Source organism: Shewanella sp. HL-SH8 (genome assembly GCF_051165765.1).
Taxonomy (GTDB): domain Bacteria; phylum Pseudomonadota; class Gammaproteobacteria; order Enterobacterales; family Shewanellaceae; genus Shewanella; species Shewanella glacialimarina.
Genome location: NZ_CP195039.1, coordinates 2,431,234 through 2,454,695, shown reverse-complemented (window position 1 = coordinate 2,454,695; position 23,462 = coordinate 2,431,234). Strand labels below are relative to the sequence as shown.

General features: G+C 39.5%; 19 protein-coding genes. 2 read left to right on the top strand and 17 right to left on the bottom strand.

Annotated features, from left to right (window positions below; all coding sequences use genetic code 11):
* Positions 1-319: 319 nt before the first annotated feature.
* On the top strand, positions 320-730 hold the full coding sequence (gene gloA / locus ACRWQN_RS10780) for a lactoylglutathione lyase (RefSeq protein WP_434937679.1): 411 nt from the start codon (positions 320-322) through the stop codon (positions 728-730).
* 129 nt (positions 731-859) lie between these two features.
* Here gloA and ACRWQN_RS10775 read toward each other — a convergent pair whose 3' ends face one another.
* The 7 genes from ACRWQN_RS10775 to ACRWQN_RS10745 all read right to left on the bottom strand — a co-directional run bounded on the left by ACRWQN_RS10775 (position 860) and on the right by ACRWQN_RS10745 (position 10,503).
* Complete coding sequence (locus ACRWQN_RS10775; protein ID WP_434937677.1) at positions 860-3,265, bottom strand: TonB-dependent receptor; 2,406 nt, start codon at positions 3,263-3,265, stop codon at positions 860-862.
* A gap of 904 nt (positions 3,266-4,169) precedes the next feature.
* Positions 4,170-5,246 (bottom strand): protein-glutamate methylesterase/protein-glutamine glutaminase, encoded by a 1,077-nt coding sequence (locus ACRWQN_RS10770; protein ID WP_434937676.1) that lies wholly within the window; start codon positions 5,244-5,246, stop codon positions 4,170-4,172.
* Positions 5,243-5,755 carry a hypothetical protein gene (locus tag ACRWQN_RS10765; protein WP_434937674.1) on the bottom strand — a complete coding sequence of 171 codons (513 nt, stop codon included), beginning with the start codon at positions 5,753-5,755 and terminating at the stop codon, positions 5,243-5,245. The genes ACRWQN_RS10770 and ACRWQN_RS10765 overlap by 4 nt, the downstream gene beginning before the upstream one ends.
* The gene (locus ACRWQN_RS10760) at positions 5,752-6,552 is read right to left on the bottom strand and encodes a CheR family methyltransferase (RefSeq protein ID WP_434937672.1); all 801 of its coding nucleotides are present in this window, start codon (positions 6,550-6,552) and stop codon (positions 5,752-5,754) included. The genes ACRWQN_RS10765 and ACRWQN_RS10760 overlap by 4 nt, the downstream gene beginning before the upstream one ends.
* A 98-nt stretch (positions 6,553-6,650) precedes the next feature.
* Entirely contained in the window at positions 6,651-7,187 is a 537-nt protein-coding gene (locus ACRWQN_RS10755) for a chemotaxis protein CheW (RefSeq protein WP_434937670.1), read from the bottom strand.
* A 9-nt stretch (positions 7,188-7,196) separates the two neighbouring features.
* The gene (locus ACRWQN_RS10750; RefSeq protein ID WP_434937668.1) at positions 7,197-8,813 is read right to left on the bottom strand and encodes a methyl-accepting chemotaxis protein; all 1,617 of its coding nucleotides are present in this window, start codon (positions 8,811-8,813) and stop codon (positions 7,197-7,199) included.
* A gap of 43 nt (positions 8,814-8,856) precedes the next feature.
* Positions 8,857-10,503 carry a chemotaxis protein CheA gene (locus ACRWQN_RS10745; RefSeq protein WP_434937666.1) on the bottom strand — a complete coding sequence of 549 codons (1,647 nt, stop codon included), beginning with the start codon at positions 10,501-10,503 and terminating at the stop codon, positions 8,857-8,859.
* A gap of 63 nt (positions 10,504-10,566) precedes the next feature.
* On the opposite strand from ACRWQN_RS10745, the gene ACRWQN_RS10740 reads away from it, so the two are divergent.
* A protein-coding gene (locus tag ACRWQN_RS10740) for an IS3 family transposase (protein WP_434937665.1) occupies positions 10,567-11,744 on the top strand; the annotation gives its coding sequence in 2 pieces (ribosomal slippage) (positions 10,567-10,825 and positions 10,825-11,744; 1,179 coding nt in all).
* Between the two features lie 135 nt (positions 11,745-11,879).
* Here the strand turns inward: ACRWQN_RS10740 and ACRWQN_RS10735 are convergent.
* The 10 genes from ACRWQN_RS10735 to ACRWQN_RS10690 all read right to left on the bottom strand — a co-directional run bounded on the left by ACRWQN_RS10735 (position 11,880) and on the right by ACRWQN_RS10690 (position 23,247).
* The gene (locus ACRWQN_RS10735; protein WP_434937663.1) at positions 11,880-12,320 is read right to left on the bottom strand and encodes an Hpt domain-containing protein; all 441 of its coding nucleotides are present in this window, start codon (positions 12,318-12,320) and stop codon (positions 11,880-11,882) included.
* 42 nt (positions 12,321-12,362) lie between these two features.
* Positions 12,363-12,677 carry an STAS domain-containing protein gene (locus ACRWQN_RS10730; RefSeq protein WP_434937661.1) on the bottom strand — a complete coding sequence of 105 codons (315 nt, stop codon included), beginning with the start codon at positions 12,675-12,677 and terminating at the stop codon, positions 12,363-12,365.
* 42 nt (positions 12,678-12,719) lie between these two features.
* Positions 12,720-13,082, bottom strand: coding sequence for a response regulator (locus ACRWQN_RS10725; protein ID WP_434937660.1), 363 nt, complete (start codon positions 13,080-13,082; stop codon positions 12,720-12,722).
* A 55-nt stretch (positions 13,083-13,137) separates the two neighbouring features.
* Positions 13,138-14,304, bottom strand: coding sequence for a methyl-accepting chemotaxis protein (locus ACRWQN_RS10720; protein WP_434937658.1), 1,167 nt, complete (start codon positions 14,302-14,304; stop codon positions 13,138-13,140).
* 873 nt (positions 14,305-15,177) lie between these two features.
* Entirely contained in the window at positions 15,178-16,182 is a 1,005-nt protein-coding gene (gene ruvB / locus ACRWQN_RS10715) for a Holliday junction branch migration DNA helicase RuvB (RefSeq protein ID WP_434926093.1), read from the bottom strand.
* A 20-nt stretch (positions 16,183-16,202) separates the two neighbouring features.
* Complete coding sequence (gene ruvA / locus ACRWQN_RS10710; RefSeq protein ID WP_434926092.1) at positions 16,203-16,820, bottom strand: Holliday junction branch migration protein RuvA; 618 nt, start codon at positions 16,818-16,820, stop codon at positions 16,203-16,205.
* Positions 16,817-17,338, bottom strand: coding sequence for a crossover junction endodeoxyribonuclease RuvC (ruvC, locus tag ACRWQN_RS10705; protein WP_434926091.1), 522 nt, complete (start codon positions 17,336-17,338; stop codon positions 16,817-16,819). The genes ruvA and ruvC overlap by 4 nt, the downstream gene beginning before the upstream one ends.
* Before the next feature lie 8 nt (positions 17,339-17,346).
* Positions 17,347-18,093, bottom strand: a complete 747-nt coding sequence (locus tag ACRWQN_RS10700) for a YebC/PmpR family DNA-binding transcriptional regulator (protein ID WP_434931935.1) — start codon at positions 18,091-18,093, stop codon at positions 17,347-17,349.
* A gap of 153 nt (positions 18,094-18,246) precedes the next feature.
* Complete coding sequence (gene aspS, locus ACRWQN_RS10695; protein WP_434937656.1) at positions 18,247-20,025, bottom strand: aspartate--tRNA ligase; 1,779 nt, start codon at positions 20,023-20,025, stop codon at positions 18,247-18,249.
* A 399-nt stretch (positions 20,026-20,424) separates the two neighbouring features.
* The gene (locus ACRWQN_RS10690; RefSeq protein WP_434937655.1) at positions 20,425-23,247 is read right to left on the bottom strand and encodes a transporter substrate-binding domain-containing protein; all 2,823 of its coding nucleotides are present in this window, start codon (positions 23,245-23,247) and stop codon (positions 20,425-20,427) included.
* Positions 23,248-23,462 lie beyond the last annotated feature (215 nt).

The following is a 23,462-nucleotide window of genomic DNA, read 5'->3' as shown; positions in this document are numbered from 1 at the left end:
AAAGTGATACGAAGAAAGCACTGAAACAAATTGCAATTACCACTGTAGTACCTAAAGCCATTTTAAGTTCAGTTGTCATGTTTAACCCTCCCAAATATTATGATCAAATAATAACGCGATAGAAATAATTTCATAGAGAGAAACAACACAATTGTGATGTAAAGCAAATATTTTGTGCTTTATCGCATGCCTGTAAAATAATACTCAAGCGAATATCTAGGTTTACCGACCAGATCTGACACTCTGGCCTATTATACTCCCATTACTCTTGATATTATTCTGATTTACTCTCTATACCTGTTTTGAAAGGACGATTAACATGTCACAACTTTTACACACCATGATCCGTGTAGGTAACTTAGCGCGCAGTATCGCTTTTTATACTGATGTAATGGGAATGAAATTGCTCAGAAAATCTGAAAATGCTGAGTATAAATATACCCTAGCATTTGTCGGCTTTGGCGAAGAGTCTACCGGACAGGCTGTTATTGAACTGACCTATAACTGGGGTGTTGAACAATATGATTTAGGTACTGGATTTGGTCATTTAGCAATAGGTGAAGAAGATATCTATGCCCGTTGTGAAGCCATTGCCGCAGCAGGTGGTAAAATTACTCGCGCGCCTGGACCAGTCGCTGGCGGTAAAACGCAGATCGCTTTTGTAGAAGATCCTGATGGATACAAAATTGAATTAATTCAAAAGAGTTCAGCAACGGCCGCATTAGGATAATGCTGCAGTCCCACACAGTTTACTAGTGAAAAAAAGCCAGCTTACGCTGGCTTCTATTTATCACTTTGCTGTCTTAGCGCAATTCCTTGCTAGCGCTAACTCAGATTTTAATTTAAGTTTTTATTTGGCTTAGAACTTCATTGAGAAACCAGCATAATACTGACGTCCAATAACATCATAAACTTCAGGTACAGTACCACCATCTGAACCATTTGTTACACTTGACGGTTCTTCATCAGTTAAGTTTTTAACACCTGCAATGACCGTCATATCATTGTTGATATGATATGTACCAGAGATGTTGTGGTAGAGCACTGAATCAGCCTTAGCTAGCGCAGCAATTGGATTATCATTTTCATCATAATCAGTATAGTGGTCGTCCATTGGCCCAATATAGCGATTAAAATACATCACACTCCAATCACCTTGAGACGCTTGAATACTGAAGTTATTACGCACTTTTGCATAGGCGCCAAAATTGCCGTCAATTGTGCCCGTGTAATCTTCGTTATCTTGCTCAAAGTTCAGCAAGTAAGTAGTATCGTTACTGATCTTCCAGTCTAGGCCTAAGCCTTCAAAGGTATACGCTAGGTTAAAGTCGATACCTGAAGTATCTTGAGAGCCCACGTTAGTCAGTGAGCTAGTTAAGTTATCAAACTTAGCCGCTCCGGCCGCTGGGTCAATGCCAAAGGTTTCACAAGCAGTGTTGTCGTTACCAACTAAACATGCATTAATGCCTGATTGCACATCTAGACGTGTAATCGCATTAGTCACTTTGAAGCTCCAGTAATCTAATGTTAACGATAAGCCGTCAATTGCACTCGGTGAATACACAACACCTGCGGTTAATGATTCAGATTCTTCTGCTTGCAAATCATCATCAGAAGTATAACGAACCAGAATTTGCGGGTCCTGCTCATGACCTAACGGATCGGTTAGGTAATCGAATGAACCTGTGTCTCCGCCGTATAATTCGCTGATGCTTGGTGCTCTGAAGCCTGTTGCAGCAACACCACGAAGCATTAAGTCATCAGCGGCTTCATAGGTTAAACCCACTTTCCAGGTAGTCGCTTTACCAAAGGTTGAATAATCATCATAACGTAGCGCAAATTCACCGGTTAATTTATCAGTAAACGGTACACTCACTTCTTGGAAGATAGATAACACGTTATAGTCGCCATCCGTTGCATCCTGCTGCGCAGCAGTGCTGTCACCATCCTGAATAACTTGATCAGGAGTATAGGAACCACTCTCATAGCGGTACTCTGCGCCAATTGCAAAAGCAACTGCACCGGCATCTAAATCAAATAACTCACCGTTTAGACCTGCAGAGAAAGTATGTTGCTCATTGCCACCACTATTTTGTTCGGTAAAACTAATGTCGTCGATAATAGCTTGATTTAATGGGTCGCCACTAAACCATGCATCCTGGTTAGCATAAACAGAGGCTTCCATGTTTGTCGCATTAATTGAATTATCAACCTGTGTTTTCGCTTTGTTGTTGCCGTAGGTATAAGATGCGTCCCAGTTAAAGCCAGTATGAACATCTAAAGTACCAGCTAAACCTGCAGATAAACGATATGTATCGGTATCTTGCGAACTTATACGCGGGCCTACATCAGTGGTACGACGGCGATAATTGACACGGCCGGTATCATCAGCAGCAATACCGCCAGCAATCATTGCATCATTAAACGTGAAACAAGACTCGCCTGGTAATGTGTTAGGATCACCGCACACATTTAACATGATATCAGCTGGTTGAGCTGACATTTGCTGACTAGATTTACGTTTGGTATATAAAAAATCACCGGTAAATACAATATCATCGTTGATTTCTTGTACCATGTTAGCAAACACACTGGTACGTTCATTTGGGGTTTGATAGAAACTGTCTTGGGTATAGTCATAACCACTATCGCGATTAACCCACTCACCCTGATCGTTAATTACCTTGCCACCTAATGAACCCGTCGGGATAAAAGAGCTATAACCAGGATCTGTCCAGTCGCGATCTGATTGAATCACGCCTTCACGTTTAGAATAGGCAACCCCAAAAGTATAGTTTCCTGAGTCAGTGTTCATGCCATAAAGCGCACTGATTTCACCGTTTTCGCCATCGCTTTTATCAGTCATGCCACCTTGAACATCAAACTGAAAACCTTCAAAGTCTTTTTTGGTGATAATGTTTACCACACCCGCAATAGCATCAGACCCATATACGGCAGAAGCACCGTCTTTTAAAATTTCAACACGGGCAATCATGGCGACAGGAATCGCGTTTAAATCGACAGCGCTATCTGCACCAGAACCAGAATTGACCATACGACGGCCATTCAATAGCACCAAAGTACGTTGAGAGCCCATACCGCGTAAATCAACCTGGGCTATACCATCGGCACCATTATTTGTGCTCGAACCAACCGCGGCACCAGCCATTGATGTTTGTGCCTGTAACAACTCATCAACAGAAGTAAATCCTTCAGCTTTAATCGCAGCGGCATCAATTACGGTAACTGGTGAGGCAGTTTCCATATCCTGACGTTTAATGCGAGAACCTGTGACTTCAATACGTTCTACTTTAACCTGCTCATCCGCAGCGAATGCAGAGATTGAAACACTTGAAGAAACGGCAAATGAAGCAATTAAGGCCGATTGAATACTTGTAGAAATAATTTTTTTTGGAACATAGTAATTAACTCCCAGTCATATTTATTATTATATTTTCGTTACCTTTAACTTGGTAAATATAACGACGACTAGATAGTGAATAAATTTATTAAACAGGTCAAACATAAAGGAACAAGCTTAGCAGATACATAGGTTGCAATCACTTTGAAAATAATAATTATAATTGTTAATACCAAATAACATTTACTTTAAAACGGATAATATAGCGTCAAATACCCTAGCTCTACTTACTTTTAAAGCTGAATCCTCTGTAGAAATAATAACATTAAACAAGCCCAATAAATTAACAAAACGTGACGTAGGTCACGCCAAATACCGTTAGGCTGATGATAAAGCAACAAATCTCGCTGTTAACCAGTATTGATATGGCCATTTACTAAACAAAACAATATTTAACTTAACTTTTCAGATTAATTACTATTCATAAACCTCACTAATTTTGTATCAGACAATTTAAATACAAACATTAAATTAACACCTTAGACATTTAGAGTTAATGCGGCTTACGTTGATATTTTAATATAAATAGCAACAACACTTTAATCCGGCGGATACACTTGTTAATATTCCAGTGGAATAAGGAAGGATTTCAACAGATGCAACCTAGGTGTTATATTTATAATATTGATTTAAATAAGAAGGGAAATGCTTTATTTAATAATGATATAGTCTAAATTACTTTTTGAATTAATCATTTATTTTCAATAATGTAATTTCTATAGTCTACACTCTGATTTTAACTATTCTGCTAGTCTTTTAAATGAGCATAACGCATGATTTCTTGCGGGATTTGATTTAACGCTAATACTTTATTCGCCGCTCCAAGTGCAATAGCTTCTTTTGGCATGCCAAATACTACACAAGATTTCTCATCTTGAGCCACCGTAGGCGCGCCAGCATCCAGCATATCTTTTAGTCCTCTTGCACCATCATCGCCCATGCCGGTTAGAATAAATCCTACCGCATTCTTGCCGGCACATTTAGCGGTCGATCTAAAAAGTACGTCTACCGAAGGCTTATGACGATTCACTAAAGGGCCATCAATAACTTCCACTATGTACTGTGCGCCATTACGTTTAAGCAACATGTGTTTCCCTCCCGGAGCAATAAGTGCATGGCCAGGTAAAACACGATCATTGTTACGGGCTTCACTTACACGTATATCGCAAATATTATTAAGTCGCTCAGCAAAAGATGCGGTAAACTTTTCAGGCATATGTTGAACAATCACTATGCCAGGACAATTAGAAGGTAAAGCTTTTAGAAGGTACTCTAAAGCTTGAGTGCCACCTGTGGATGTACCAATGGCGACCACATGTTCGGTCGTTTTAGACATAGCCGATGCCCCGCAAGGTATTAAGCTTTCTACACTATTTTTTACTCTTACAGTGACCGCAGCCTTAGGCATGCGAATATTGCTCATATTTGCTTTTGCTGCGGCTTTAACTGCGTTTGTAATATCACTCGCGGCATCTTGGATAAAATCTTTTAAACCTATTTTTGGCTTGGTCACTATGCTAACGGCACCAGCAGACAAAGCCTGCATAGTTGTTTCAGCACCTTTGTCTGTTAATGTTGAGCAAATCACAACTGGAGTTGGCCGTTCTGCCATGATTTTTTTAAGGAAAGTGACGCCATCCATCCGCGGCATCTCTATATCTAAAACAATGACATCAGGCCACTGAATTGCCATTCTATTCATGGCAAATAAAGGGTCAGCAACAGCACTAATGACCTCAATGCCAGGGTCTTTATTCAATACACTTTGCAATACCTGTCTGACGATGGCCGAATCATCGACTATCATTACTTTGATTTTTGTCATAGCGCTTCTCTAGTAAGATCGCGTTCACCGTATTTTACCCATACATCACCATTCCATAATTCTAGATAGACTTGTCTGTGAACCGAGCCTCCTAAATCCATGTTTTGAACATTAAATCCGTTAACGGCTAATAATTTTAGTCCCGCATCAATATTTTTTTCAGCAACATTAAGAAAATGATGATTAAAATTGAGTTGTTGAAGCATATTACTGCCACCGAATAGCTTGACATGATAGTCTTGAGGTAAGGTTTTATATTTTCTTATTTCCTTTAAAAACAGTGAAATAGCTCCATCGGCAAAGAAACCAACATCGAGTCTTTTAGAGGTGCCACAGCAAGGCAACATATAGTGGCACATTCCACCTAAATGTTTTTCAGGATGCCATAAAGTGATGGCAACACAGGAACCCAGCAAGGTATTAATTTTTACCTTTCCTTGGTTAAAGTGAAACTCACCAGGTTGCAAGGTTATGCTCTTAAAATCAGTGTTTGGCAATGCAGTATTCATCGTTTTTGATACACAGAAGGAACAATGACTTTCAGGTTATCCACAACACCATTGAGACTCTCAGAATGGCCAACTATAAAGTATCCATTGGGTTTTAGTTGTCTTAGTAATTGATTAACAACTTGTTGCTTTGTTTTCATATCAAAGTAAATGAGTACGTTGCGAAGAAAGATCACATCAAAACTACCAAGTTGACCAAGGTTATCTTTTAAATTGGCATGTATAAATTTAACTTTTTGCCTCAGCTCAGGACACACGATGAACGTGCCTTGCTGCTGCCCTGTTCCCTTGAGGCAATACTTAGTCAGATAGTTTTTTGGAATATTATCTGCTTTTTCAATAGCGTAATGCCCGCTTCTGGCTCTATCTAATATTTGAGTACTGATATCTGTACCCAAGATTTCCCAATTTTTACTACCAGCATGTTCTGCCAGTATCATTGCCAGAGTATAAGCTTCCTCACCGGATGAACTTGCTGCGCTCCAGACGCTGTGGTGAACACTATTCCAAGTTGGGATAATGATATCTCGAATAAAGTCGAAGTGTTTGGGCTCGCGAAAGAAAAAAGTCTCATGGGTCGTCAGTAAGTCTATGGCTATTTGATATTCGTTATGAGATTTACTCTGCAGTAACTCAAAATATTGCGTATAACTATTTAATCCAAAATGTTTAACCCTTTTAGCAAGCCGGCTGCTGACAAGAGCTTTTTTATTTTCAGATAAATTAATACCAGCTATTTCATAAATCATTCGTTGAAATAAGCAGAACTCTTTATCACTGAGGTTTAAAATATCCATACTTATCCTCAAAAAACAGCAGATCAAAAATATTCCCACACCTGTTAGGTTTTGAAAGCGTAGGAATAAAGCAGTGATTTACAGCATTTTTTTTCTGATCACTGTTTGTTATTAGGCAATTGATCTTGAACTAAGGTGCTTACCATTGTCATTTCTTGGACGGACAGGACCTTATCTACCTGTAAGATAATCACAAACTTACCATTTATCTTACCCATTCCGTGAATAAAATCTGCCCTTATTTGTGCGCCAAAGGCTGGTGCAGGTTCTATATCTTTGTTACTTATTTCAATCACTTCAGAAACAGCATCAACCATTACACCAATAACTTGCATTACATCTTCATTCAGTACTTCGATTATGACAATGCAAGTCCGTTTTACAATATTGCTTTGTTCAGCCCCAAAGCGAGCAGCTAAATCCACGACTGGAACGACAGAACCTCTTAGGTTTATCACACCTTTGATGAAATTTGGCATCATAGGAACAGGTGTAACATTACTGTACTCTAGAATTTCCTTTATATGTAAAATACCAATTGCATACATGGCTTCTTTTAAATTAAAGGTTAAATATTGCCAATCATCTTCAATATTATTATCAATAGAACTGGCCAGCTTGCTGGGAAAATTCATTATTACCTCCTAAAAGCGTACAAAGTCATGTTCGCTAGTGGCAGCAGAACGATCTTTGGTCCTGGTTCTTGATTTATCTGCTTGACCTTGATGATTTGTTCTCTTGCTATTCATTTGAGTTGAGCTGGAAATTTCAACCTTAAAGAAGCTAATAACGTCTTGAAGTAATTCAGCTTGGCTACTCATTTCCTCAGCGGTGGCGGCAAGCTCTTCAGATGCAGAAGCGCTTTGCTGAGTAATTTGACTGAGCTGTTCCATTGCCGTGTTAATTTGCGCGGCTCCAGAAGATTGTTCTTCAGAAGCGGCGCTTATCTCTTGGACAAGATCCGCTGTTTTCTTGATTGAAGGTACAATCTCATCCAGAAGCTTACCCGCTTTTTCAGCCAACCCGACACTATTTGCCGCCACGCCGCCAATTTCTTGGGCAGCAACTTGGCTGCGCTCAGCGAGTTTGCGAACTTCAGCGGCAACAACGGCAAAACCTTTACCATGCTCACCGGCCCTAGCAGCCTCAATAGCGGCATTAAGCGCTAATAAATTAGTCTGATAGGCGATATCATCGATAATACTGATTTTATCAGCTATTGATTTCATAGCAGTTACTGTTTGCTGTACCGCGATTCCACCTTCGTCAGCTTCTTTAGCCGCCTTAGACGACATACCATCAGTAACCTTGGCATTTTCGGTATTTTGACTGATTGATGCGGACATTTGCTCTATTGAAGCAGAAGTTTCTTCCACACTTGCCGCTTGCTCACTTGCCCCTTGACTCATGCTCTGAGCCGTTGCAGAGACCTGTTCAGAGGCACTAGAGAGATTATCGGCTGATGCACGAATGCTAGTAATGATTTCTGAAAGCTTGGTTACCATTGTATTAACAGCAAAAAGCATACTTGAGGTGTCATTTGCTTTAACGTCAACTTTAACTTGTAAGTCTCCATTAGCGATTAAACTGACGACCTGAGTAACGTAACTAGGCTCACCACCAAGTTGACGGGTAATGGATTTAGTCACTGCAATCGCGCCTACTATGGCGACAACGAAAGCAAGTAACCCCGCAATCCCCATTGCCCAAATACCATCTTCATAGCTCTGCTGAGAGACTTCGGCTGAGCCTTCTAGCACAGAGCCTTGAAAACTAACCAATTCTGCAGCTGCTGCTAAATAAGCATTAAGAATAGGCATGGCATCATCGATCATCACTTTGATGGCCTCTTCTTTTAACCCCTTGTTAATCAGGTCATTGATTTGATTAAACTCTGTTTGAAAATTAACCCTCATCTCTTTAAGTGCTGCCATTTTAGCCTTTCCATCGGGCAATTTAATCATTGCATCAAGTTCAGCGGTTTTTTGGTCTATATCAATCTTATTGCTTTCTAGTCTTTCATGCAGTGATTTTTGATCGCCTGGATCGTCATTTATTAATAGTTCTAAACGGCTTTTTGCATTGCTATTCGCCAAATCTATTAAGTCATTGGCCAAAACTGTTTTACGCCAATCATCGGTGACGATCCTATAGGTAATACTATTAACGGTTGACAGCTCTTTTAAGCCAATCCCGATAATGACTAACATTAAGACGATTAGCAGCGCAAAGGTAAGACCAAGACGCATACTTAGTTTCATATTATTAAACATCCATTTATTCCTTTCGTTAAGAAATTCGAAATCAAGCTTGGCTGTAAAGGGCTTTGGCTGATTCAGTTGTTAGTATCTTTTGTACTAAGTTAGGCACGTCAAGGATTAGCGCAACTTCGCCACTGCCCAGCACAGTTGAACCACTTATTCCTTGTATATGACTAAATATGTTACCTAAGGGCTTAATAACAGTTTGAAACTCCCCTACTAGTTTATCGACCGCCAACCCTACTTTGTTGCCAAGGTAAGAAATTACGATAACATTTTCTCGTTTAGGTGGACGCCCGCCTAAATTGAACAAACGCCTAAGTCTAATAAAGGGCAATACTTCTCCCCTTAGATTGATATAACTTTGCTGTGAATTAGGGGAAATGTCCGAGTTAGCTTCATTCAACTCAACACACTCAAGCACCATGTTGAGCGGTATTACAAAGGATGATTTTTCGATTTCGACTAGGAAACCATCAATAATGGCCAGGGTCAGCGGTAGACGAATGCTAAATGTTGCTCCTTGACCAAGAATACTTTGCACTTCCACCGTTCCCCTTAGCGCGGTAATATTGCGTTTTACCACATCCATGCCTACACCACGGCCTGACAAATTAGTTACCGCTTCAGCAGTGGAAAAACCCGGTTCGAAAATCAGATTATTCACTTCCTGAACATCTAGGCTTTCTCCCTCAGGAATTAAACCCTTTTCTTGAGCTTTCTTGAGAATTTTTTCATAATTAAGACCAGCACCATCGTCAGAAACTTCTATGACTATCATGCCTGAATCATGATAGGCATTAAGAGTGAGCCTGCCCTTGGGATCTTTCTGTTTTTGAATACGCACATCTGGTGCTTCAATGCCATGATCCATAGAGTTTCTAATTAAGTGCATTAACGGGTCGCTAATTTTCTCAACAACCGTTTTATCTAATTCAGTTTCAGCTCCGGTTATCACTAGCTCAATATCTTTGCCTAATTCTTTTGCTACATCACGAACCACCCGTTGAAAACGCGTAAATGTGACACCAATCTGTACCATCCGGAGCTGTAAAGCAGCATCACGTACTTCTTCTACCAAACGAGTTAACATGGAAAAAGATTCAATTAAGATCCGATCACCGGAACTATGTGCGTGCAAACTAGAGCCTGCACCCGCTATTACAAGTTCTCCTACCAAATTTATCAATTGGTCAAGTTTATCTGCATCGACTCTTACCGATTGAATTTCCTTTGTTTTCCCGTCACGAATCTGATTTTGTTTAGCAATTGCTGTTTCAAGTACAGGTTGTGGCGTCAAACCGTTATTTACAACAATCGATCCTAGCGGAACATTAATTGACTGATTTTTGAGATCTCTTTGAAGCCCTAAAGCATATTCAAGTTCATTAGGCGTTAATGAGCCTGACTGGACTAAAATATCGCCTAATTGAAAATCTTGCTCAGGCAGTGCCTTTATAAGAGCAATATAATCACTTACACGACTACTCGGAGGTAATATATGCACTTGACTATCTTCGCGAATAAATTCAAAGGCACCTTCAATTTCAAGTTTGTCAGCTTGGCTATTAAAGTTAATTTCGTAACCTAAATAACAGGTTTCAGGATCCATCTCGGAGGCAGGAGGTAAGTTGGGAAATAACGTGGTAATTGACTCTATTGCCCCTAGGGTAGCCAGATGTAGTGGCATAGTTATTTTGGCCACCTAAATAGAGGTGATATTATTACCTCGTACATGACTTTAGGTGAACACATGAGATCGATAACCAGAAAAACATTTAGTGCTGAATTCAAACTTGAAGCAGCCCAATTAGTCCTAGATAAAAACCATAGCATCATCGAAGCTGCAAAGGCGATGAACGTGGGTAAATCAACCATGGACAAATGGGTGAGACAGTTAAAACTAGAACGCCAGGGTGGCACTCCCAAAGCCTCTCCCATTACCCCTGAACAAATTGAAATTCGTGAGTTGAAGAAACACATAGCACGTATTGAGGAGCATAATCTTATCCTAAAAAAGGCTACCGCTCTCTTGATGTCAGACTCGATGAACAATTTGCGCTAATCAGCCAACTCAAGCAGAGCCACTCTATTCTTACAATTTGTAATGCATTCAAAGTGCATCGAAGTAGCTATAAATATTGGCTAAAAAGAAAAGAGCATATTGATGCTGATTTTACAATTTTATGCAGTGAAGTGAAGACCGCGCATCGTATTAGTAATGGCTCTGCCGGTGCCCGAACGATAGCGCAATTAGTGACTAACAAAGGGATTAAACTTAGTCGTTATCGAGCTCGTAATCTCATGATAAAGCTTGGGTTAGTCAGTTGTCAGCAGCCTAAGCATGCTTATAGGAAAGCAACACAAGAACATGTAGCTATCCCTAATACGCTTAATCGACAGTTTGCTGTTACCCAACCAGATCAAGTGTGGTGTGGCGACGTGACGTATGTTTGGGTCGGTAATCGTTGGGCATATTTAGCGGTTGTTCTAGATTTATTTTCCCGCAAACCTGTGGGATGGGCTTTGTCATTATCGCCAGATAGTGAACTGACGTGCAAAGCCTTGAATATGGCGTTTGAGTTAAGGGGTAAACCTGAGAATGTGATTTATCACAGTGATCAGGGCTCGCATTATACTAGCTTGAAATTTAGGCAGTTATTATGGCGTCTTCAGATTGAGCAAAGTATGAGTCGTCGCGGGAATTGTTGGGATAACGCACCAATGGAGCGTTTCTTTAGAAGTTTGAAATCTGAATGGGTACCCGCTAGTGGCTATGGGAGTTTTACAGAAGCAGACAAAGCGATCACAAATTACATCACTGGATATTACAGTGAAACTAGACCCCATCAATATAATGGTGGGTTAACGCCAAATGAGTCAGAACGTTTATATTGGAATGACTCTAAAACCGTGGCCAATTTTACTTGACCACTACAAGATAACGTAAAATAGCTAAAGGGTCCATACCGAAGCGGAATGAATCTGGATGATAACGTACTGAAATATGCCAATTATCACTTTTAACTTGGGGACTATCCTCCCTTTCAACTGCTTGAGTTGTTGTCAGCTGAGTATTGATAGTTGCCGACTCTTCTGCGCCATCCGTCCCCCCTGCTTAACAACAATAACTAGCGTTTGAAGTAATGCTCTACCATTAAGTTCATCATGCTCTGATAAGGCTGTTTTGTATTCGACATTATCTATAAGTAAGCTTATGTGGTCTTTACAGTCTAACAATAAAGAAGTTAACTCAGAATTAGAGGGAATTTTTCCATCCCGCATTTTATCAAGCAAACTTTCTACGCCATGTGTGAAGTGAACTACAGCATCGAGCGAGAAAATTCCGGCCGAGCCTTTAATTGTATGCGCAGCACGAAAAATACCATTAAGACTTTCACTCTGGTTTTCATCATGTTCTAGGTTAAGTAATAGAGACTCCATTTCGTCAAGTAACTCTCTACTTTCTGAAATATACAAACCCAATACTTGTTCGAATTCATCCATGACAATATCCTTATTAATTTCTTAATAATTACACTGACAACGTTATTGTCTAGTAATCACCACAGGGTCATTGAACCAACTGATTAATCCCATAATTTCAATAGCTTCTAATACAGCCGCACTATGGCTTACCAAAGTAAGCTCATGCTGTATTAAAGTTTGTTGTTGCTTTGCCATTATCAAAAGTTGTAATCCTGCCGCATCGATTTCGGTCACAGCCGCCAGATTTAACTCAAGATCTTGGCCAGTATTTAAGGCGTCAATAAATTGAGCTTTTAAGTCTAGCGCATTGTGAATTGTCATTGGGCCCTCAATATAGGCTCGGGCCCCTAAATCTGTTTTTGTGAAAGTCAGCATAGTCGTTAAATCCTTTTAATCACTTGGATAAAAAGCGAATAGTTATATTAACTTAGATACAGCAGCGAGCATTTGTTGTGGCTGAAAAGGTTTAACAACCCAGGCTCTTGCGCCGGCTGCTTGACCCTCAGATTTTTTGTCTGCCTGAGACTCCGTGGTAAGCATTATGATGGGAGTAAATTTATGTGCGGGGAGTTTTTTAACTTCTTTTACCATGCTAATACCGTCCATGTTTGGCATATTAACATCACTGATGATTAGGTTAATTTGCGCACCAGCAAGTTTTTTTAGTGCATCGACACCATCGCAGGCTTCCACTGTATTATAGCCCGCCCCTTTAAGGGTAATACTGACAACCTGCCTTAAACTTGCGGAATCATCTACTATCATAATTGTTTTAGCCATTAGTTCTTCCCTGTGTTTTTATAATTTCCGACGTTGTTTAGTTAGTATTTTAAGATTAAAAGAAGGTTATCTCTTCCATGACATCCAATTTTTGCCTACCTGAGTTATGATTCATTCTTTGATCAAGCATGGCATAACCCTTTTCCATATTAGTAAGCCAATGACTAAGATCTTTGTCAGTAAACTCTTTGCCAATTTGCTTATTTTCATGTGCATGAGCCATGGTCACAGTCAGTTCATCAATACTGTTGTTAACTTGTGTCAAAATTTGGCTAGTTCGGTCTTGAAACTGAAGAGACACTAACATTTCAGATATTTCTTGTTGTATTTTTTGCCCTTCTTGTTGCATGGTCTGTTTAGAATCAGCTAACTCTTCAACAGTAATTGTAAAGCTAGCCAGCACTTCTTTAATTGATTTTTCCGCACGTTCCATGATGCCATCATCATCATTAGTGGCTTTTTCTGCCACCGCAAATGCGCCATTAACTGCACCATTAATGACATTAACTTTTTCGGTCATATTTCTGCCGGTTGCACTGGACAATGACGATAATTTTCTCACTTCATCGGCTACTACGGCAAAGCCTCTGCCCGCTTCACCCGCTCTAGCCGCTTCAATAGCGGCATTCAAAGCCAGTAAATTTGTCTGTCCTGCAATAGCATCAACTTCAGTAGCCATCTTTTTTAACTCATCAGTGTAAGTTGTTAACATTCTAACTTCATCCAAGATTGCTGCTCTATCATGTTGTGTTGCTTGCAAGGAGGCCATAACACTATTCAGCGCTTTTTCTGAGAAAGAAAACGTTTTCTCTATCGTGTTATCTTGTTCACTGTTTGAACTTGAATGGGACGGAAAAGCTTGGCTTAAACTTTCAACTAACAAGCTAAAATTGTTGGCTAACTCTGTAGTTGCTGTTTCTGTTTGTTTGCGTGTTGTTTCTCTTTGTCGACTCCAGATAGGGAACACTGCTAAGCAGAGTTTATCTGTGTTATTGATTATTTTATTCGTTTCGATTTGAGTATTAACTTGAGATTTAAGTTCAACAAGTTGTGTGTTAATTGAACTTAACGTTTGACGTGTCCAGTGGCCAAACAACAAACCTAACCCAGTAAGAAGTAAAGCACTGATGATGGTAACGAGGGACACTGGGGAAAATGATAACAAAAGTATGCTACCAAGAACGCCAAGTACTATTGGGTAGATATGAACCTCTGTACGCATAACACTCCCTGTTACTCTGTCGGTTATATTTTTGACGAAAAACCTGATGCCTTCCAAGATATCTAATTTGATTAAAATGGCTGCATTCATTAACTATAAAGCACTAATAAACCAATCATTCAATAAAATTTATATAACGTCTGGAATTAAATATATCAGACATTTTCTTATTTGCAATCAAACACAAAAATAAACTTAACCGCCATAAAATGAGTTATACTGAGCGATATTTAGAGTAATTACTTTGTGCTAAATAGCGCTACATAAATAGAGATCAGGACAATATAAAAACCTATCCAACTGATTGTATTGGCTTTAGCTATGGAAGTTGATTTCGAATATCTAGATGCAACTACACTCTTTAATTAACTACATTATCTATACTTGATTTTAAAGGAGGTTAAAAATCTAAAATAGGCACATTGTACTTGTATAAATGACATAGCTCATTAGAAATACAGGAGTAATACTTTAGGTTTACTTTATTTAATGGTATCTAGTAATTAATAAGTACTTTTAATAATTATTTTTATTAAGGTTTCAACAGTCAATACCACTTAATTTAAAAATATTCTACCGGCATAACCTATCATTTACTTCAATAAGATAAACAATTGTGATCTGTACTATTATGTCTTATTTTCTCTCTGCACACCGAATAGTATAAAAATTTAGTTACAGAATTTAGATGATTTAGATGGCTTAGATGGCTTAGATGGCTATTTAATAAAAAATTGTGGTTTGAATTACTATCAAAGAACATTAAAGTAACAAATATTAATTAACGATAAAAATCAGAACTAATACATCCAGAAATCTTATAATAAATTTAAGGGCACCTAAGTGCCCTTATATAGTTAGTCGCTAATTCAACTATTCTGGTTTGATTATATTAAAGTGCTGATAAGCCCTTTGAGTCGCAATACGACCTCGAGGTGTGCGCTGGATAAACCCTTGTTGAATGAGAAAGGGCTCTAGGACATCTTCAATGGTATCTCTATCCTCTCCAATTGCGGCTGCAAGGTTATCAAGCCCTACAGGTCCCCCCATAAATTTATCTATAATTGCTAACAACAACTTTCTATCTAAATAATCAAAACCTTCAAGGTCGACATCAAGCAAATCAAGCGCTTGCTCTGCCACTTCCTTAGTAACAACACCATCATGTTTCACTTCAGCGTAATCTCTTACTCGGCGTAATAGACGGTTTGCAATTCGAGGTGTTCCGCGGGAGCGCCGTGCAATTTCAACCGCGCCTTCAGGGGCAATAGACAAGTTCATCACGTTAGCTGAGCGAGTCACAATCGTGGTTAAATCTGCCACATTATAAAATTCAAGACGTAACGGAATACCAAAACGGGCTCGCAGTGGAGATGTTAATGCACCAGCTCTAGTTGTTGCACCAACCAATGTAAAGGGTGGTAAATCTAATTTAATCGAACGCGCGGCAGGCCCTTCACCGATCATTATATCGAGTTGATAATCTTCTAAGGCTGGATATAAAATTTCTTCAACTACCGGGCTCAGACGATGTATTTCATCAATAAAAAGCACATCGCCCTCTTCTAAATTAGTCAACAAAGCAGCTAAGTCGCCCGCTTTTTCTAAAACAGGCCCAGAGGTTGATTTAATATTAACGCCCATCTCATTAGCAACAATCATTGCCAAAGTGGTTTTGCCTAACCCTGGAGGACCAAATATAAGCATATGATCAAGCGCTTCTTTTCGATTAAGTGCTGCTTGAATAAATACTTTTAGCTGTGCTCGAGTATCATCTTGCCCGGTATACTCATCAAGCATCTTAGGCCGCATAGCCCTGTCGACGACTTCATCGTGAATTTGAATTTCAGGCTGTATTAATCGATCCGCTTCAATCATGGTGTTACTGTCCTTTTACCTTAAAGCATCGACTTGAGTGCCGCTTTTATCAGTACTTCTGATGTCATCCCAAGCTTGAAATTAGCTGAAACAGCTTTGCTGGCTTGAGCTGGCTTATAACCTAATGATATTAAAGCTGAAATGGCATCTTCTTCAGCACTTTCAGCAGCAGGAACTGGGGAGTAATTTGATTGCAGCACAAATTCGCGCTCTGATCCTACCGATGCTTCAAGTAAAGATCTTAGCTTATCCCGCATTTCAACAATCAAGCGTTCTGCGGTTTTCTTACCGACACCGGGTAATTTAACTAAAGTGGCAATATCATCCCGCTCAACGCAAGCAACAAACTCACCCGCATTCATGCCCGATAAAATGGTGAGTGCCAATTTAGGGCCAACACCATTGGTTTTGATTAACAAACGAAATAACGCGCGTTCTTGTTTAGTAATAAAACCGTATAATAATTGCGCATCTTCACGCACCACAAAATGGGTATACACCATCGCGGGTTGATTAAGTTCAGGTAACTCATAAAAACTGGTTAGCGGTACTTGAAGCTCATAACCTACGCCATTAACATCGATGACGATTTCAGGGGCATGTTTTTCAACTAAAATTCCATTCAAACGACCAATCATTTGTATCTTCCATATGTTCTTGTATTTGCACGGCCGCTTAATGCCACTAAGCTTTGGCTTGTGTGATAATGACATATCGCCACAGCCAGAGCATCTGCCGCATCAGCTTGCGGCGCTGCGGGTAATTTCAATAATTGAGTAATCATATGCTGCACTTGCGTTTTTTGCGCTCTGCCTGTGCCTACCACTGCACTTTTTATTTGTGTTGCACTGTATTCTGCAACGGGTAGGTCTGCACATGTTGCAGCCACAATAGCGGCACCGCGTGCCTGGCCTAGCTTTAGTGCTGAGTCTGCATTTTTCGCCATAAATACACGTTCAATGGCAAATTCATCGGGTTGATATTGTCTAATAATTTCAGATAATCCAGCATAAATCTGCTGTAACCTAAGGGAAAGTTCATCAGATTGTGTACGAATACAACCACTGCCTAAATACTGCTGTTGTCTACCCACACATTTTATTACACCATAACCGGTGATCCGTGAGCCTGGGTCAACACCTAAAATAATTGCCATTAATTGAGTTAGCCTAATTGTTCCATCACATCATTACTTATATCAGCATTATGATACACTTCTTGTACATCATCATGATCTTCTAATGTATCGATTAATCTTAAAAATTGTTCGGCATTTTCAAGGTCAAGTTCGGCTTTGGTTGATGGCACCATAGTGACCTCTGCATTGTTACTGATAAATTTAGCTTTATCTAATGCATCTTTGACTTTGCCAAAAGCATTGGGTGAGGTATGTACATCAATAGAACCATCATCATTGACAATAACATCGTTAGCACCTGATTCTATCGCTGCATCCATCACACTATCTTCGTCTAAGCCTTCTGGATACGAAATAACACCCAGTTTGGTAAATAAGTAAGCAACTGAACCATCTGTGCCCAAATTCCCACCGTTTTTACTAAAAGCATTGCGAACACCTGATACGGTTCGATTTCTATTATCTGTCATGGTTTCGACCATAATGGCACTGCCACCAGGACCATAACCTTCATAGATAATCGTTTCTAGTTGCTGGCCTTCGATTTCACCGGCGCCTCGTTTTACCGCGCGCTCAACAGTGTCACGGGTCATATTATTTGATAAGGCTTTATCAATGGCAGCTCTGAGTCGTGGATTCGCGTCAGGGTCTGATCCACCTTCACGCGACGCGACGGTCAACTCTCGAATAAACTTAGTAAATAACTTGCCGCGTTTAGCATCTTGTGCCGCTTTACGGTGTTTAATATTGGCCCATTTACTATGTCCTGCCATGAAAACTCCTTTGTATTTATTTGTAACGCTACCGCTTTTAAAATAATCATTTACTGCTTGGTGAAAGCCTGTTGGCCACCAAAAATAGAGTGCCATAAACACAGACCGAGGCATAAGCCTCGGAATGTAGGTAAAACTTAGCTTAACAGTAAATTACTCTGCGTCAGCTTTAGGCTTCTCAATCACTTGAATACCTAATTCGATTAATTGCTGTGGATTAGCAAAACCAGGGGCATTAGTCAAAGGACACGCCGCAGTGGTTGTTTTAGGAAACGCCATCACATCACGAATAGAACTTGCACCAGTCATTAGCATAATAATTCGATCTAAACCAAACGCTAAACCTGCATGAGGAGGCGTACCATATCGTAATGCTTCAAGTAAGAAACCAAATTTTTCCTTAGCCTCTTCTTTCTCGATACCTAATAAATCAAACACTGTACTTTGCATTTCAGCATTATGAATACGCACTGAACCGCCGCCTAACTCACAACCGTTTAATACCATATCGTATGCATCGGATACTGTGTTAGCAGGATCAAGCTTTAATTGCTCTGCGTTCACACCGCGTGGCGCGGTAAATGGATGATGCACTGCGTGTAAGCCGCCTTCAACCTTTTCAAACATAGGGAAGTCAACAACCCATAATGGACGCCATTGCCCTTGTAATAAGTTAAAGTCTTCACCCGCTTTTAAGCGAAGTGCACCCAAGGCTTCTGCCACAACATTTGCTTTATCTGCACCAAATAAAATGATGTCACCTGTTTGAGCGCCTGTACGGTCAATGATTTGCTTAACGATGTCTTCATTTAAGAATTTAAGCACGGGTGATTGAATACCGTCCATACCAGCATCTACATCATTTAGCTTCATCCAAGCTAACCCTTTGGCACCATAAATACCGGCGAATTTGGTGTAATCATCGATTTGTTTACGTGATAACGAAGCACCAGTAGGAATGCGAAGCGCTGTAACACGACCTTCTATATCATTTGCCGGACCGTTAAAGACTGCAAACTCAACGTTTTTAACTAAATCGGCAATATCGACTAATTCAAGAGGATTTCGTAAATCTGGCTTATCTGACCCAAAACGGCGCATTGCATCTGCATACGTCATTCTTGGAAAATCACCTAAATCAACATTTAATAAGTCTTGAAATAAACCGCGCATCATTTGCTCAGTTTTTTTCATCACTTGCTCTGATGTCATGAAAGATGTTTCGATATCAATTTGAGTAAATTCAGGTTGACGATCAGCACGTAAATCTTCATCACGGAAACATTTCACGATTTGATAATAACGGTCAAAACCTGACATCATCAATAACTGTTTAAATAGCTGTGGTGACTGTGGTAATGCAAAAAATTGACCTTTATACGTACGACTTGGGACTAAATAATCTCGTGCACCTTCTGGCGTTGCCTTGGTCAATATTGGCGTTTCAATGTCTAAAAAGCCATTGGTGTCGAGAAAGTTACGCACATAACTGGTGACTTTGGCGCGGAATACGATCCGTTCAGCCATTTCAGGACGACGTAAATCAAGATAGCGATATTTTAAACGTTGTTCTTCACTATTATTTTGATAATTATCCATACTAAGTGGTAATGGCGCAGATGCATTGATAATCGTTAAGCCTTTACCTAAGATTTCAATTTCACCTGTTTTCATTTGCGCATTAACTTGGCTGTCTGGACGAGCACGGACTAAGCCAGTTACTTGGACACAAAATTCACCGCGCAAGGTACTGGCGATATCAAATACGTCTTTTAAGTCAGGATCGTAAACAACTTGAACTAACCCTTCACGATCACGTAAATCTAAGAAAACCACTCCGCCTAAATCACGGCTACGATTAACCCAACCTACTAAGGTAACTTCTTGACCTAAATGAGACTTATTAATGTCTCCACAATAATGGCTACGCATTGAACTCTATCCTTTAAATAAAAGCGATTTTAGCAAAGCAAACGTTCGCATATCAAAAATGATAAAAACGGCATTATATACCCAAACAAACCTAAGATGCTCGTCTCAAGCATAATTTATTAATCCTAATTGAGCCTATATTTCGCGGCGTTAGCTTTTATAAATTAAATAGCTAAAATAGCGGGCTTCATTAAGAATAATCAGGCTATATGTCGTTATCAGAATATAAAAGGCAGTATCAAGGAGAATGAGTTAATTGACCAGAGTAGAAGTGATTATTTGTCATCAACTGAATAAAAAAACGACACTCTATGTCGGCTTGAAAACAATATGTCTCGGTATATTGCAGATTCCAATATAAACGACTGCGATATTAGCCACATACTGGGATGCTCTACTTTAATGATTTGTTCGATATTGATGACCACCCACTCTTTTAGCTTGGTACATCAAAAAATCAGAATGCTTCATTAATTCCTCTGCTGTTACGCCATCATGTGGGTACATTGCAATACCAATACTGGCGGATATTTGAATTGATTTACCTTCAATGTTATCAATTTGAGACAAGCTATTAAGTAACGAACTCGCCAGTTTTTTTGCATCATCAACTTTTTCTAATTGATTGATTAAAACAATAAATTCATCCCCACCGAAACGAGCAACAGAGTCAGTATCTTTGACAAGCGATTTAAATACCTCAGCAACTTGTGCTAAGAGAAGATCACCTATGGCATGGCCATGAACATCGTTAACAATTTTGAAGCCATCCAAATCAATAAACAATATTGCAAACTTTGAGTGAGTTTTTTGATGGGTCTCAATTGCGACAATTATCAGTTTATCGATTAATGTACGATTAGCTAATCCCGTCACACTGTCATGATTTGCCAAAAACACTAATTTCTCTTCGGCATGTTCGCGACGGTGAATCTCTAATTTTAATCGACGATTGACCACTAAAACCATTACAGTTATCGCACTTACTACCAAAAGCCCGATAATAAGAGAATTCATCCAACGCTGGTAAAACAGATCGTCGGTATTTAATTTAACATCGTTCCACTTTTGATAAAGTTGTTGTTGAGCTGCTTTATCAATTGTACCAATCACCCGATTAATAAGTGGCACCAGCTCCTCAAGGCCCGAAAATATACCAATCCTACTCTGTTGATCGGCTAAATCCGCAAGTAAAGACAGTTTTAAACTAGGGTAATCGCCATTTTTAAGTGAATCAGCCAATGAGGTTACTTTTTCAACAAACATGTCCGCAGTCCCACTCACCACAGCATTTAGGCCTGCACGTGTATCAGGGACTAATACTAATTTCAACTTTGGGAGTTGTTGATTTAATTGATCAATTAACTGATAGCCTTCGACAACAGCAATCGTTTTATTGTCTAATTGATTGATATTAAAAATTGGCGGTTGAGTTAAATCACTGGCCACAGCCCAAGGTGAAGGCCAATAGGGATCACTAAATAAAATGGTATTATCACGCTCACTGTTAGAGGCCAAACTGGCCACTAATTGAATCTCACCACTGCGCAGTTGCTGCATCATTTTATCAAAGGTTTCAAATGCAACAGGGATAACTGACACACCCAAGTGATTAACAAATAAAGACTTAATATCAGAGTTAACCCCTAAAAACTCGCCATTTTTACCTTGAAACTCCATCGGACGCCAATCTTTGACGTAACCCATTTTGATCGCGCCCAGACTTGATAAGTATGTTTTATCTTGACTGGATAAGACAATGTTTTGATGCTGCCCTGAAAAATATCGATCATCAGGATTAATAAGCCATTTTCGTTCTATTTGCAGGCGTTCTTCGGGAGAAATTAATTCAAATCCAGCGCGGATTCTCTCCTCTAAGCCACTGTCTTCCGGGCGGATCAAGCTATAAATATCAGTTGAGAACTCAATATTAATATATTGAGTAAAATCAGCCCAAAGCTTGCTGCCGAGTAAATAATGAGACGTGGTGGCAGAAGAGGCTATAAAACCAATAATGTCACCTTTAAGCGCAGCGTCAACCATCAACTCTGTCGATTCATAAAAACGTAATTGTGCATTTGGGTATAAATTGTGGATTTCAGAAATATAAGGCGCGGTAGGAAACACGCCGATTCGAATATTTTTAAGTGTATTTAAATCAGCAATGTTGTTTTTTAAACTGAAGAAACGGCTCTTCACTGACGTGATATGCCAAGCTTGTTTGAGACCAGTGTTCATTTCATTGCTTTCAGGATACCCAATATGAACATCAGCAAAACCACGCTTAATATCTGCAATAGAGCTGTTCATATCGCCAACAACAAAATCAATACTAATGCCACTTTTGCTTGACCAGAGCTTCCATAAATCAACAAATAACCCGTGGGGTAATCCGTCATTACCGATATCAACAAAGGGTTCTACATTGCTTTGCATGGCAATAAGTAGTCCGGCATTTTGTCGATTGTAACCTAACCAACGCCGCTCAATTCGCTTAATCTGTTCAACATCAACTTTTTCAAATCCTTGATTAATTTTAGCTAATAATGGGGTATTACCTTTTTTAACTGCTGCAACGAGATCAACCTTCGCTATCGGGATCCTTGAAGAACTATAATAGTCATTAGCAATATTTTGCTCCAATGCCATATCACGTTGATAGCCTTCAATTCCAGCAAAGACCAACACCTCGCCATTCATAGCTCCAACAAGTAATGCATCTCTACTACTATATTTGCGAAAATTAAAGTTGGGATTAACAGATAGCAGTGATTGTTCATGGGATGAACCGTCAACAATACCAATTTGATAAGGTATTAAATCAGTTAACTGATGCTTTTTGCCAATCGATTTATGAATAAATAAATAGGTTTGCAACGATGTAATTGGGTTGGAGAAATCAAACAAGGTTTGCCTAAAAGCATTAGGTGCCATACCGATATGTATATCGGCATCACCCGACTGAAGCTGGTCCAAAGATTGCTGCCAATTTTGTATGAGGAATTCAACTTTAGTATCTGTAACAAGTGCCCACTCACGCCAAAGATCAACTAATATACCTGCAGCATGCTGATTTTCGTCTATGTATTGAAATGGATAAGTATCCTCTCCCATAACAATTTTCAATGTCCCCCCTGCAAGGGCGGTATCTTGTGAGCTTGCAAAAACTATATTGGCAGTACTGATTACCAAACAAAAGAGTAATCCGACGATTAATTTCAAGTGTCATCCCTATCTACTAGATATACTAATCACTATTAACGGTTTTAAAGCAATGCTTGTTGAAGATATTCCACTAATAGTTAACAAAAATTGAACAATCCTAAGAACGTAATTTACCGCAGATTGCGTCACAATTCTAATAAATATTGTTTTGTTAACGGCCATTTGAGCAAGGTTTTTACATAAAACTGCAAATAAGCCTTCACACACAAGAT